This is a genomic window from Bacillus sp. FAU20 (assembly GCF_056033865.1).
The window spans coordinates 582,135-596,200 of the sequence record NZ_JBVYHY010000021.1 but is presented as its reverse complement, the minus strand read 5'-3'; the positions used below and the strand labels follow the sequence as shown (position 1 = coordinate 596,200).

Genomic DNA, 14,066 nt, shown 5'->3' with positions numbered 1-14,066 from the left:
GTGACTGCATACAAATGAGTAGCGGTTGCTATATCTTTTTATAGAAAAACTTTTTGGTTGGAGGCTAAGGATGTTTACTGAGAAGAGATTACCATTTGAAGTAGGAAAACAAGATAATTTTTATGATAAGTTGAATGAGTGGATTGGAGATGTGTTTTACGACATCCTTCCAGAAAAAGGATTTGAAGAGCGTGATGAACAAATTTTTATGGCGTTTCAATTAGAGCGTGCTTTCCAAGAAAAGAAAGTAATGTTCGCAGAAGCGGGTGTAGGAACAGGGAAAACAATTGTATATCTTCTATATGCAATTTGTTATGCGCGTTATACTGGGAAACCAGCTATTATTGCTTGTGCAGATGAAACGTTAATTGAGCAGCTTGTGAAAGAAGAAGGGGACATTGCTAAGTTATCTGAAGCATTAGGGCTATCTGTTGATGTAAGGCTTGCAAAATCAATGGATAATTATTTATGCTTACGTAAACTTGAAGATGTTATGAGTGGACGAGCTCCAGAAGTAATTGAAGACGTATATTACGAGTTACCACAGTTTGTATTCGATCATGGTACGATGCAAAACTTTACGCACTATGGTGACAGAAAAGAATTTCCACTTTTAAATGACGAAGAATGGTCAAAAGTAAATTGGGATTACTTCCAAGATTGCTTTACTTGTGATTCTCGTCATCGTTGTGGACAAACTCTTTCTCGTGAACATTATCGTAAAGCAGCAGATTTAATTATTTGTTCTCAAGATTTCTATATGGATCATATTTGGACGTACGATGCTCGTAAGCGTGAAGGGCAAATTCCGTTATTACCAGAAAGTAGCTGCGTTGTATTCGATGAAGGACATCTTGTAGAATATGCAGCTCAAAAAGCTTTAACATACCGTTTAAAGCAAACGATGATGGAGCAACTATTAACGAGATTATTACAAAATGATATTCGTGAAGAGTTTGCACATTTAGTAGAAGAAACAATTTGGCAAACAGAGCGATTCTTTGATGTGTTACAAGAAAATAAAAAGGAAATTGCCGGTTCGGATCGTTTAGAAATTACTGTGACAGAAAAAGTAACAGCTGAAGCAAAACGACTTTATGCGAAAATTGGTGAAGTCGGTGATGCATTAGTATTTGAAAGTGAAATGCATACAGTAAATACGTATGATTTAAATATCGTTGATGAACATTTAGATGTGTTAGAACATTCACTTCGTCTGTTCATGCACGAGAAAAATGTAATTACATGGGGCGAAGAAGGTGATGGAGCCTTCACGTTAGTCATTATGCCACGTGCAGTTGAAGAAGTGTTACAAGAGAAAGTATTCTTGAAGAAAATCCCGTATATCTTCTCGTCTGCTACATTATCTAATAACGATTCATTCGCGTTTACAGCAAATAGCTTAGGGGTAAAAGATTACTTATCATTCTCAGTTGCCTCACCGTTTGATTATGAGGAGCAAATGGCAGTAAACTTACTATCGCATACGAAAGAAAATGAATGGGAAAGAAAGTGTCAATATACACTTGAAAATATACAAAAAACAAATGGACGTACACTTGTACTATTCCGTACAACGCAAGAGCTTGCAGCGTTTAAAGAATATGTAAGTAAAGAACAAATGTCAGTTCCGTTCCTATATGAAGGGGATCAAGAAATTAGTCAGCTCGTTTCTCGCTTCCAAAATGAAGAAGAGACTGTACTTTGTGCCGTTCATTTATGGGAAGGTTTAGACATTCCTGGTTCATCATTATCACATGTTATCATTTGGTCATTACCATTCCCTCCAAACGATCCGGTGTTTGAAGCGAAGCGTAAACATGTTAATGATCCGTTCTGGGATGTAGATGTACCATATATGATTTTACGTCTTCGTCAAGGCATCGGTCGTTTAATTCGTACGAGTGACGATAAAGGTGCTATTTCAATCTTCTTATCTGATACAGAAGATGAGAAAGTGATAGAAGCGGTGAAAAACGTACTACCGGTAGAAGGTAAAGAATTATAAGGAGAAAGCTTGGCGCTTGCCAAGCTTTTTTTCTATTATAAAAGGAATTTAGATTTTCATGTCGAATTAAGTTTGAGGTAGAAAAGGGAGGTTTTTATACGATGACAGTAGCTACATATGAAGTAGAAAAACAATTTTTAACATATGTGAAGAAGATACAAAATTACGGAGAAGCATTAAGCTTAATGTTTTGGGACTTAAGAACAGGTGCGCCTAAAAAAGGTGTGGACCAGCGTTCAGAAGTAATTGGTATGCTTTCATCAGAAGTGTTTGCTATGTCGACTTCAGATGAGATGGGAAATTATTTAACAGAGCTTGAAGCTTTAATAAGTGAAGACAAACTTTCTGAAACGACGAAGAAAATGGTTGAAGAGTGTCGTAAAGAATATGATAGAAATAAAAAAATTCCACAAGCTGAATATGAAGCGTATGTGAAATTAGAAGCGAAAGCGGAAAGTGTGTGGGAAGAAGCCCGCGAAAAATCTGATTTCGAAATGTTCCGTCCGTATTTAGAACAAATAGTTGAATTTAAAAAGAAATTTATTACATATTGGGGTTACGAAACATACAAATATAATACATTATTAGATATGTATGAGCCGGGTATTACAGTAGAAGTGTTAGATCACGTATTTGGTCAACTTCGTGAGCGTATCGTTCCGCTTGTAAAAGAAATATCGGAGTCACAAAAGAGATTAAAGACAAGTGCTTTATCAGAACATTTTTCAAAAGAAAAACAAAAGAACTTTACATTAGAGCTATTAAAGCAGTTGAATTATGACTTTGAAGCAGGTCGTCTTGATGAAACGGTGCATCCATTCGAGATTACATTAAATAGAGGGGATGTTCGTATTACGACACGCTATGACGAAAAGGATTTCCGTATGGCTGTGTTTGGAACAATTCATGAATGTGGTCATGCTGTATATGAACAAAATATTGCAGGAAAATTTGAAGGTACACCGCTATGTAGTGGAACATCTATGGGTATTCATGAGTCACAATCGTTATTCTTTGAGAACTTTATCGGTCGTAATAAATCATTCTGGAAGAAAAATTATGATTTATTAAAAGAGTATAGCAATGGTCAATTCAATGATATATCAGTAGATGAGTTTTATGATGCGATTAACGAATCGAAGCCATCGTTCATTCGTATAGAAGCAGATGAGCTCACATATCCGCTTCACGTTATGGTTCGTTATGAGCTTGAGAAAGAATTATTTGATGGTACATTACAAGTGAAAGATTTGCCAGCGGCTTGGAATGATAAGATGGAAGCATATTTAGGAATTCGTCCGGAAAACAATGCACAAGGTGTATTGCAAGATGTTCACTGGGCTGGTGGTTCATTTGGATACTTCCCATCTTATGCGCTTGGTTATATGTACGCAGCGCAGTTTAAGCAAAGAATGTTAAAAGATATTCCGAACTTTGATGCATTATTAGAAGAAGGAAACGTAACGCCAATTCGTGAATGGCTAACTGAACATATTCACCAATATGGTAAAACGAAAAAGCCACTTGAAATTTTAGAAGATGTAACAGGCGAAGGGTTAAATGCAAATTACTTAGCAGATTATTTAGAAGCGAAGTATAAAGAAATTTATGAGTTGTAAAAAAAGAGCTGCTTACTTGCAGCTTTTTTTTATAGGGGGATAGAAGATGGTTTATACATATACAGTAATGACGCAAGAAGAGGCGGAAGAGATTGCATATAACTGGCATTATAAAGGGGAATATTCCTTTTACGATATAGAGGCAGATGAAGAAGATTTAGCTGGATTTTTACATGATGAGAGTAGAGGGAATCATACATTTTCAGTGAAGGAAAATGGCATTCTCGTTGGTTTTTTTACTATTTGTAAAATAAATAATGGAACGGTTGATATAGGTCTTGGAATGAAACCTGATATAACTGGAAATGGATTTGGTTTACAGTTCGTAAATGCTGGACTAGCTTTTATTAAAGAAAAATACGGATGCAATTATATAACGTTATCAGTAGCGACATTTAATAAAAGAGCTATTAAAGTATATAAAAGGGCAGGATTTGAAGCAGTTGGAACGTTTATACAGAAGACGAATGGTAGTTGTTTTGAGTTTTTGAAAATGAATTATATATGTGAAAAATAACAAAAAACAGAAGAGGGTTCTTCTGTTTTTTGCAACTTCATTAACTTTCAGTTGATAGCATGTGTACAGCTATTTCATGCATGTCTTTCAAACCTGACACTTGAGCGTATTCAGCAACAGTAATACTACTCGTTGTTAGAAGTTCGATAATATATTCATCCATTCTTGACCAAGTTTTACCGCCAGCGTTATCATAAGAGTGAATTAACTTTGTTAGTCCATCCTTTCCAAAGAGTAGATAATGCGATGTGAAATCTATAGATACATCACCTATCCCTACTTCTGTCCAATCGATTAAGCCAGTTACCTTATTTTTATTATCAATCAGGATATGACCTGGATGGATATCCCCATGCTTTACTCCTACGTGAGATGGCCAAAAAGAGTCTTCAGCTAGCCATGCTTGCCAACGATCCCATAAGTTTTGATTGATGTGGTATTGTTCCTTCACTCGATTCATCCTTTGTTTCATAGAAGTTCTTAATTCATTAGCAGTAAGAATTTCAACACCTATACTATTAAATTTTTGCTGAGGTAATGAGTGTAAATTCGCTAAAACTTTTCCTAAGGAAATATAGTATTCAGTTGGTACATCCTTTTCGTTAAAGGTCCATATATAACCTTGTTGTTCTATATCGATAGTAGCGGCAGGAACGCCACTTAGTTGTTTATAAGCAATTAGTTCCTCAGAAAATATAGACCAATCAGGAACTTGGAATTCTGCATGTTTTTTCATGATTTCTAATGCTTCTTTTTCACGTAGAGCATGTCTCATAGATTCTCGTCTACGAGGAATTCGTAGTATCCATTTATCCCCGTTTTGTTCTTTGACGTGTGCTACTTGAAAGTCAACGCCAGATTCATTGATTTCTATTGAATCTTCTAATATATTTAGTCCTTCCTTATTTGCAAATTGTTTCACTTTAAGTGTATTCATTTTGATTTCCTCCAAATGTTTATTTAGATTTCAATGTTTTCATACGTTTTCTGTTACGAATTGTTTCTAACTACATCCATATGATTGAAGTAGCAAGATATAAGAAAATGTAATCATAAAAAAACCACAGACGGGCTTCTGTCTGTGGTTAAGAGTAAACGAGGATATAATGAAAAAACGTCTCTTTTTGTATCAAAAAAATATACGAAAAAAAGACAGATGTATATCTGCCTTTCTTCATATGGAAAGTGTATTCTTCCGTTGAAGATTATTAAAAATGTGCAGACTAATCCCGTTTACTCTGCTTTATGAAAACAGAGCCTTTGAACATATTAAGTTACTTATTGTTCAAAGTTTGCTGACGTAGTCTTCCTGCATGCATCATCTTTAACAATCCTCCTTTTAATAGTATAGTGTTACTATACTTTGTTTATAAGTAAACATCAACAAAAAATACTAGATGTAATATGTAAAAACGAATTAAATAAAAATTTACATTCGGAAAATAGAAGAAATGATGTTAGCTTTTATAATTGGAAGTTTTGGAAGAGGATTTGTATTAGTAGCAAATAGTAAGTTTAGCAAGGAAGGTAGAGGTAAGCATGGTTACAATTAAAACGAAAAATGAAATAGATTTGATGCACGAATCCGGGAAGTTACTTGCTTCATGTCATAGGGAAATTGCAAAAATGATGAAACCAGGTATTACGACAAAAGAAATTAATACGTTTGTTGAAGCATATTTAGAAAAGCATGGTGCAATATCTCAGCAGAAAGGATATAACGGGTATCCATATGCGATATGTGCATCTATAAACGATGAAATGTGCCATGGGTTTCCGGTGGATGTACCTTTAACTGAGGGCGATATTGTAACAATTGACACGGTAGTAAACTTAAATGGTGGTCTTTCAGATTCTGCTTGGACGTATAGAGTTGGAAATGTTTCTGATGAAGCAGAAAAGTTGTTGTTAGTAGCTGAGAATGCTTTGTATAAAGGGATTGATCAGGCGGTAATTGGTAATCATGTAGGAGACATTGGCTATGCAATTGAAAATTATGTAACAAATGAAGGTTTTTCTGTCGCAAGAGACTTTACGGGACATGGAATCGGTAAAGAGATTCATGAAGAACCAGCAATTTTTCATTTTGGGAAACAAGGACAAGGGCCTGAGCTGCAAGAAGGAATGGTAATTACAATTGAGCCAATTGTAAATGTAGGTATGCGATATTCGAAAGTAGATTTAAATGGATGGGCTGCAAGAACGATGGACGGGAAATTATCAGCGCAATATGAGCATACAATTGCGATTACAAAAGATGGGCCAATCGTTTTAACGGCGCTTTGAAATAATATGTAAGAGTTTACAAAACTCGAACGAAAATGATATTTTGATAAAATTTGTACGTGTTTTGTTAATAAATACTTTTCAAAGTATAAAAAGTGCGTTATAATCCATCTATAAAATAAATAGTTAGCTACACTCATATAATCGCGGGGATATGGCCTGCAAGTTTCTACCGAAGTACCGTAAATACTTTGACTATGAGTGAGGACGAATATATTTGCTTGTTTAGCATTCTTTTTTGCGAAACTCCAAAAGCGCGTCTCTCACTTGTAACGAGTGGTGGCGGCTTTTGGAGTTTTTTTATTGCATAAGAGGGGGAACAAACATGAAAGTATTACAAGAAAAGATTTTGAACGAAGGAAAGGTTTTATCTGGTGACGTATTAAAGGTAGATGCTTTTTTAAACCATCAAATTGACCCAGTACTTATGCAAGAAATCGGAAAAGAATTTGCTAAACGTTTTAAAGAAGAGAACATTACAAAGATCGTGACGATTGAATCTTCAGGCATTGCACCAGCTGTTATGGCTGCATTAGAGCTTGGTGTAAAAGTAATTTTTGCAAGAAAACGTAAATCGTTAACGTTACAAGATAATATGTACGTTGCAAACGTATATTCATTTACGAAACAAGAAACGAATGAAATTTCATTATCTCGAAATCATATTGATGAAAGTGATCGCGTTTTAATTATCGATGACTTTTTAGCAAACGGTCAGGCTGCTTTAGGGTTAATGAGTTTAGTAGAGCAAGCAGGAGCCAGTATTGCAGGAATTGGGATTGTTATTGAAAAAGCATTTCAAGATGGAGGAAAGAAGCTTCGTGAACAAGGAGTTCGTGTTGAATCACTAGCAGAAATTGCATCATTTGATAACGGCACAGTTACATTTGTACAGCAAGAAACTGCGGAGGTGAAATAAACGATGAAGCAGCATCCATTTAAAATTGCATCGCTTGGTATGCAGCATATGCTTGCAATGTATGCTGGAGCAATTATCGTTCCGCTTATTGTGGGCGGCGGACTTGGTTTAAATCAAAAAGAGTTAACATATTTAGTCTCAATTGATTTATTAATGTGCGGCGTTGCGACAATTTTACAAGCATTATCAAATCGCTTTTTTGGTATAGGACTTCCCGTTGTACTTGGTTGTACATTTACAGCGGTTGGACCGATGATTGCGATTGGAAAACAATACGGTGTGTCTTCAATTTATGGAGCAATTATTGCTGCTGGGTTATTTGTTGTTATTTTTGCGAAATTATTTGGAAAACTTGTAAAACTGTTTCCACCTGTTGTAACAGGATCTGTAGTTACAGTAATTGGAGTTACACTTGTTCCAGCTGCTATTAATGATATGGCTGGTGGAGTAGGAAGCAAAGATTTCGGAAGTCTTGAAAACTTAGCGTTAGCATTTGGAGTGTTATTATTTATCATCGTTATGTATCGTTTCTTTGATGGATTTATCCGTTCCATTTCTATTCTATTAGGTTTGTTGTTCGGTACTATCGTTGCAGCGTTTATGGGGAAAGTAAGTTTGCAAGCGGTTGGAGAGGCTGATTGGTTCCACGGTATTCAACCATTTTACTTTGGTACACCAACCTTTGAATTAACACCAATTATTACGATGATTCTTGTTGCTTGTGTAGGGATTGTAGAAGCAACGGGTGTATACTTTGCATTATCTGATATTTGCAATAAAAAAATCGGTGAAAAAGAATTAACAAAAGGCTATCGTGCAGAAGGATTAGCGATGGTGTTAGGTGGCATTTTCAACGCATTCCCATATACAACATACTCTCAAAACGTAGGACTTGTTCAATTAACTGGAGTAAGAAATCGCGTTATTATTTACACGTGTGGTGGTATGTTAATCGTTCTTGGTTTCATTCCTAAAATCGCAGCTATTACAACAATTATTCCGAAATCAGTACTGGGTGGTGCGATGTTAGCGATGTTCGGTATGGTTATGGCATATGGTATTAAAATGTTAAGTAGCGTTGATTTTGGTAAACAAGAAAACTTATTAATCGTTGCATGTTCTGTTGGAATTGGGCTTGGCGTAACAGTCGTTCCTACATTATTTTCACAACTTCCAGAAAGCATTCGTATTTTAACAGATAACGGAATTGTACTTGGAAGTGCGTCAGCAGTACTTTTAAATATCGTATTTAATATGGTGCCGCAGCGCAAAGTGAAAGTAGAAGAAGAGCCAGTATCTATGCAAAATGCAGTAAGAGAAGCGTAAAAAAGCAAGGTCTCGTTATGAGACCTTGCTTTTCTTTTTAAGTGGCATCATTTTCCCGTAAGTACCAAGACGCCAAATGTACTCAAGTGGCCCGTATTGGTAATGTGAAAGCCACCAGCGGCTAATAAAGATTTGTAACGTGTAGAAACTAATGCAGAATATTGGTCCAACCCATAATGGAGAAGGATAATCATTTTTAAATAATAGCCCGAATACAAGCAATATAACAATTGTATGCGAGATGTAATTTGTTAATGCCATTCGTCCAACGTATTGGAATGGACGTAATACTGTTTGCCATTTTTCTTTTTGTAATAAACGCATTAACGTGACAATGTAGAAGATGAACAATGTCTTTCCGCTAAACATTGTAAAGACCTGCATATAAATTGGTTCATAAAATGGTTTTGATAAGAAGTAACGGACCATGAAGAACCACATTGGTAATGTTAAAATGAACATAATAATTTGCCATTTTTTAAGCTTTGGATCTAACTCTTTCGCGCGGCGGAAAATATCCTTTTTGCCGGCGTATAAACCAAGTAAAAACAGCCCAACTGTTTCTGGGAGCATGAATACGTTGAGTCCAATTCCATCAGCATAAAATGCATGGAAACGATTTTGGATTTGTGACACCCAGTCTTCAAGTGGCATGATAGGTAAGGAGAATCCTAATTCTGCCTTTGGAACGAATGCAATCATAATACCTACGATTAGCATGAAAAACTGAAAAATACTCAATAAAACGATAGCCCATATTAAAATAGTACGAGGTTCTCTCTTATAAAATAAAAATAAGAAAAATCCAGCAATCGCATAAGTATGTAAAATGTCTCCGTCCCATAAAAGAACGTAATGTAAGAAACCGAATAATAATAAAATAAGTAAGCGGCGAACAAATAAAATTTTCGGATGATCTGTTTTCGCTTCAGCACGACTCATAAAAATATAAAAACCTAATCCGAATAAAAACGAAAAAATTGTATAAAATTTCGTTTGAATAAACATATCGTAAAATAGGCGAATGTAGCTGTCTATCCCTTCGTAAATTCCTGAAAGATCACGTGAGTCAACCCCGGCGATAACAGGCCAATTCACAAGAAAAATACCTAGTACAGCTATTCCTCTAATAATATCAATGGAGTGTATCCTCTCGCCTTGTGTGAGATTTTGTGTCATTTTTTTCCTCCTTGTTAAGTAATTCCCTTTTATTATACAAAATGTAAGATGGAGGGGATAGGGGATATTTCCATTTTTTTAAACTGTTAAGTTATGTAGGATGAGATATAATAAGATTGCACAACAAGTTTTAACCTTCTTCAAAACAGGCGGTAAAGCTCCTTCTTATAAGGAGCTTTCTTTATGAAAAGTGTTGATAATGATTCTCTTTAATGATACACTGTATTCAAAAGTGATAATCATTATCAAAAAAAGGTTGGTGCGTAAGTATGGTATATGCATTAGTAGCAGGTACAGTCGCTGTATATGCAGTTATTGCGAAGTATGTTTTAAATGGAGTAGGAACAGCAAAATGAGTGATATGACATAAAATCCCTTTCATTTGTAAAAAGAATGAAAGGGATTTTTTATTTTTAATGAGAATATGCTGAAAATTTAGTATGATAGTAAAGTGAAACTGTAATCATTGGGTAGGTGTAACTCTCACTGGTTATGAGCTCGCAAATAGCGGGGAAAAGTATATACATCTTGGATAAAGGGGAACAAGGGGATGACAAACATAGTACAGACAAACGGTATGAAAAAACTTGTTTGTTTTTATGAAGAGTGGCAAAAACACGGCGATGCAGAGAATAGTTTAAAGTTGTTTGAGGTAATTCAAAAATATAAACAAGAACAGCTTATGATAGCGTTCTGCGGTCACTTCTCTGCAGGGAAATCAACGATGATGAATCATCTATATAAAGCGCAGTTGTTACCGACAAGTCCAATTCCGACAAGCGCTAACGTTGTCAAAATTGAAAAAGGAATGGATCGTGTTGTTGTAACGGTTAAATCTGGAGAGCAGTACGAATATGACGGTGCATATTCAGCAGAAGAATTAAAACAAATTTGTAAAGACGGCGATGAAGTAATTGGTGTTCATATTTATCGAAACGACGCGCCAATTCCTGAAGGGGTTATGTTAGTTGATACACCAGGGATCGATTCAACAGATGATGCCCATCAATTAGCGACAGAATCGACACTTCATCTGGCAGATGTCATTTTTTATATGATGGATTATAATCACGTCCAATCGGAAGTGAATTTACAATTTGTTAAAGAATTGAAACAACGTAATAAAACGGTTTATCTCGTTGTAAATCAAATAGATAAACATAAAGAAAATGAATTATCGTTTGAGAATTATAAAGATAGTGTAAAACAATCATTCTCTAACTGGGATATTGAAGTAGATGGTGTTTATTATACGTCATTACGAATGATGAACCATCCACATAATGAAATTAGAAGCTTAGAAGCGTTAATTACTTCTATTATGAAGGAAAAAGAGCAGTGTGTAAGGACTGGAATGGAGCGAGAAACAGAATATTTAATGGGGGAACATTTCTCGTTTATTGTTTCTGAAAATGAAAAAGCTCTTTTGAAATATGAGGAAGAGTTAGCATCACCACTTTCTATTTCAGAGGTAGTTGAAAAGAAGGAAGAGCTAACGGAAGCGAAAAATCGTGAGGCAAGTAAAGAATCTCATGTGAGAAACGAATTTATAAAAGGTTTACAAGCTATATTAGATAATGCTTATTTAATGCCATTTGAAATGAGAGAATTGGCAAATGCATATTTAGAAACGAAATTAACAAAATTTAAGGTCGGTTTGCTATTTTCGAAAGGAAAGACGGAGCAAGAAAAACAAAGACGTGTAGAGGCGTTTTATTCTGCCCTTCAAAAAACTGTTGAAACGCAACTTGATTTTCATGTGAAGGAATTTATTGTAGCCTTCTTAAAAGAAGAAGGATTGTTCACGGAGGAAATTGGGAAAGACATATATGGGTTAGAAATTGCTTTCGGACCAGAAATGTTGGCCGAAGTAATTAAACAAGGTGCAGGTTTCACAGGTGATTACTTACTTCTTTATACAGCGGATGTAGCGAATGAACTGAAGAAACGTTATTTTATAAAAGCACAGCAAATTTTTGATAAAAGTGCGGTCGTTTTGAAGCAAAAGGTGAGGGAAGCAGTTGCTCGTATTGAAGAAGAGATTGAAACATATACGATGTTGCAAACGGCGAAAGAAACACAATTACAATACAGTAACAATTTGGAGGCATATGAAGACTATTTACGAAATGTTTGGCACGATCATGTTGCTACGCCTGAAGGGTTGCAAATAGATGAGATATTGCAAAGGGAGACACAAATTGTTAGTGAGAAATTTACACTACAAGAACAGGAAATCGTAAACGATAACGTAGCGGTTCATGAGGAAGAGCTAAAAGGAACGGCAGCTTTAAATATTCAACGTATATTAGAGAAAGTGAAAAAAGCCGAAACGATATTAGAGCCATTACCAGCGTTGAAACATGTACAGCAAGAGGTAATAGAGAAAAGAAGACGTGTGGAAACAAAACAATTTACAGTAGCGTTATTCGGGGCATTTAGTGCTGGGAAATCATCATTTGCCAATGCCTTACTCGGTGACAAAGTACTTCCTGTATCACCAAACCCGACGACGGCAACGATTAATCAAATTTTGCCGGTTACAGAGGAAAAACCACATGGAACAGTAATTGTTCAGTTTAAATCAAAGCAAGCGTTATTAGAAGATATGAAAGCTGTTTATAAGCTGTTTCATTATGAGATTGCTACGTTAGATGAAGCGTTAGCACAAATTGATAAAGTTATGAAATATCCTTCACCAACTGGGAAGCAAAAAACAACATTTAGCTTTTTACGAGCGGTACAAAAAGGGTATGATGCAGTTTCTACTTATTTAGGAGAACAAGTACAAGTTACATTAGAAGAGTTCTCTGATTATGTAGCGAATGAAGAGAAATCATGCTTCGTTGAGTATATGGAACTTTATTATGATTGTGCTTTAACAAGGCAGGGAGTAGCGCTTGTAGACACACCTGGAGCGGATTCTATTAATGCTCGCCATACGGATGTTGCATTTCAGTATATTAAAAACGCAGATGCTATTTTATTTGTTACATATTATAACCATGTATTCTCTCGTGCTGACCGTGAATTTTTAATTCAACTTGGTCGTGTAAAGGATACTTTTGCCCTTGATAAAATGTTCTTCTTAATTAATGCGGCGGATTTAGCAGAGTCTGAAGAAGAACTTGAAATGGTAAAAGGTTATATCGCAGATCAGCTACTGCAATACGGTATTAGAAATCCGCGTTTATTTGCAATTTCAAGTTTATGTGCGCTTGAAGAGAAACAAGGAAAGAATGTTGAAAAAGAGAAGTATGGTATTTTACAAAACTCTGGGATTACTAAGTTTGAGGAATCATTTACGTCCTTTATGATGAGAGATTTAATGCTTGTTTCTGTGCATGCTCTATACGGTGCTTTGCAAGGGGCAGATCAGCTTTTAGTAAACATGATAAAGGGTGCAAAGCAGGGGAATGAAGAGAAAGAGAAGCAAACAAAAAAATATGAAGCAGAGCGTGATCAACTACTTCATATCATTTCATCATATAGTGTACTTGCTGAAGAACAGGCGATGCAAAATGAAGTGAAAGAGTTGCTTTATTACGTGCAACAGCGCCTATTCCTACGCTATAACGATGTGTTTACTGAATTTATTAATCCGGCTTCACTTCGAACGGATGGAAATGTGAAAACACAATTGCAACAGTGTGTTATGGAATTAGTAGCATTTATTCAGCATGATTTATTGCAAGAAATGCGTGCGACATCATTACGCCTTGAAAAATGGATAGACGAAGCGATGAAGCGTGCAAAGGACGAAATTGTAGTGAACTGTAAAGTGGAAAATGAATCAATTTCTATGAATGGAACAGTGGAGTATGAATATAAAGATATTACACATAAAGAACCGTTCCCTTCAGTTGAAATAAAAGATTTCAAAAAAGCACTGGCACATTTTAAAAATGAGAAAAGCTTTTTTGAAAAGAATGACAAAGCTTTTATGCAAGAAGACGCTAAATCTGTATTAGAACCGCTCGTATCAAACTATGTAGCTGATGAAAAAGATTTATTTGTTCATCATTATAAGCAAGAGTGGGATATGAAGTGGAACTTATTCCAAAAAGTGATGCAGCAAGATGTGATGAACTATTATGAAAGTATATTGTTTGCATTGGCTGAAACGATCGATGTATCTCTATATGAGCAAAGTAAAGAACAATTGCAAAAGCAGTTAGTAGAGATTGAAAAAGAAATTTATGTTATATAGTC

Annotated in this window: 9 protein-coding genes and 1 riboswitch; of the genes, 7 read left to right on the top strand and 2 right to left on the bottom strand. The window is 35.5% G+C overall.

The genetic code is table 11. The features are described 5' to 3' along the window. Positions 1-70: 70 nt before the first annotated feature. From AC0OM3_RS16780 to AC0OM3_RS16770, 3 genes are all read left to right on the top strand, one after another. Entirely contained in the window at positions 71-2,008 is a 1,938-nt protein-coding gene (locus tag AC0OM3_RS16780; protein WP_474212460.1) for an ATP-dependent DNA helicase, read from the top strand. Positions 2,009-2,109: 101 nt separating this feature from the next. Continuing rightward, entirely contained in the window at positions 2,110-3,627 is a 1,518-nt protein-coding gene (gene ypwA, locus AC0OM3_RS16775; protein WP_000215094.1) for a carboxypeptidase, read from the top strand. Positions 3,628-3,673: 46 nt separating this feature from the next. Then, positions 3,674-4,144 (top strand): GNAT family N-acetyltransferase, encoded by a 471-nt coding sequence (locus AC0OM3_RS16770; RefSeq protein WP_000263213.1) that lies wholly within the window; start codon positions 3,674-3,676, stop codon positions 4,142-4,144. Positions 4,145-4,184: 40 nt separating this feature from the next. Here AC0OM3_RS16770 and mphL read toward each other — a convergent pair whose 3' ends face one another. Beyond that, positions 4,185-5,081, bottom strand: a complete 897-nt coding sequence (mphL, locus tag AC0OM3_RS16765) for a macrolide 2'-phosphotransferase MphL (protein ID WP_474212456.1) — start codon at positions 5,079-5,081, stop codon at positions 4,185-4,187. A 602-nt stretch (positions 5,082-5,683) separates the two neighbouring features. Here mphL and AC0OM3_RS16760 point away from each other — a divergent pair. The 3 genes from AC0OM3_RS16760 to pbuX all read left to right on the top strand — a co-directional run bounded on the left by AC0OM3_RS16760 (position 5,684) and on the right by pbuX (position 8,675). Further along, positions 5,684-6,430: a type I methionyl aminopeptidase gene (locus AC0OM3_RS16760; RefSeq protein WP_000256351.1), complete on the top strand. Its 747-nt coding sequence runs from the start codon at positions 5,684-5,686 to the stop codon at positions 6,428-6,430. 116 nt (positions 6,431-6,546) lie between these two features. Beyond that, positions 6,547-6,648: riboswitch (purine riboswitch) on the top strand. A 107-nt stretch (positions 6,649-6,755) separates the two neighbouring features. Then, a complete protein-coding gene (locus AC0OM3_RS16755) occupies positions 6,756-7,349 on the top strand; it encodes a xanthine phosphoribosyltransferase (RefSeq protein WP_000866486.1) in 594 nt (197 codons plus the stop codon). Positions 7,350-7,352: 3 nt separating this feature from the next. Beyond that, positions 7,353-8,675, top strand: coding sequence for a xanthine permease PbuX (gene pbuX, locus AC0OM3_RS16750; protein WP_000809234.1), 1,323 nt, complete (start codon positions 7,353-7,355; stop codon positions 8,673-8,675). A 15-nt stretch (positions 8,676-8,690) separates the two neighbouring features. Here pbuX and AC0OM3_RS16745 read toward each other — a convergent pair whose 3' ends face one another. Continuing rightward, positions 8,691-9,854: a DUF418 domain-containing protein gene (locus AC0OM3_RS16745; protein WP_000193187.1), complete on the bottom strand. Its 1,164-nt coding sequence runs from the start codon at positions 9,852-9,854 to the stop codon at positions 8,691-8,693. A 550-nt stretch (positions 9,855-10,404) separates the two neighbouring features. On the opposite strand from AC0OM3_RS16745, the gene AC0OM3_RS16740 reads away from it, so the two are divergent. Continuing rightward, positions 10,405-14,064, top strand: coding sequence for a dynamin family protein (locus tag AC0OM3_RS16740; RefSeq protein ID WP_000182133.1), 3,660 nt, complete (start codon positions 10,405-10,407; stop codon positions 14,062-14,064). Positions 14,065-14,066: the final 2 nt, after the last annotated feature.

Excerpts from the sequence above, each read along its gene's own strand:
- AC0OM3_RS16770 (WP_000263213.1), top strand. The coding sequence starts at position 3,674 with ATGGTTTATACATATACAGTAATGACGCAAGAAGAGGCGGAAGAGATT.
- AC0OM3_RS16760 (WP_000256351.1), top strand. The coding sequence starts at position 5,684 with ATGGTTACAATTAAAACGAAAAATGAAATAGATTTGATGCACGAATCC.
- AC0OM3_RS16780 (WP_474212460.1), top strand. The coding sequence starts at position 71 with ATGTTTACTGAGAAGAGATTACCATTTGAAGTAGGAAAACAAGATAAT.
- mphL (WP_474212456.1), bottom strand. The coding sequence starts at position 5,081 with ATGAATACACTTAAAGTGAAACAATTTGCAAATAAGGAAGGACTAAAT.
- AC0OM3_RS16745 (WP_000193187.1), bottom strand. The coding sequence starts at position 9,854 with ATGACACAAAATCTCACACAAGGCGAGAGGATACACTCCATTGATATT.
- AC0OM3_RS16740 (WP_000182133.1), top strand. The coding sequence starts at position 10,405 with ATGACAAACATAGTACAGACAAACGGTATGAAAAAACTTGTTTGTTTT.
- ypwA (WP_000215094.1), top strand. The coding sequence starts at position 2,110 with ATGACAGTAGCTACATATGAAGTAGAAAAACAATTTTTAACATATGTG.
- pbuX (WP_000809234.1), top strand. The coding sequence starts at position 7,353 with ATGAAGCAGCATCCATTTAAAATTGCATCGCTTGGTATGCAGCATATG.
- AC0OM3_RS16755 (WP_000866486.1), top strand. The coding sequence starts at position 6,756 with ATGAAAGTATTACAAGAAAAGATTTTGAACGAAGGAAAGGTTTTATCT.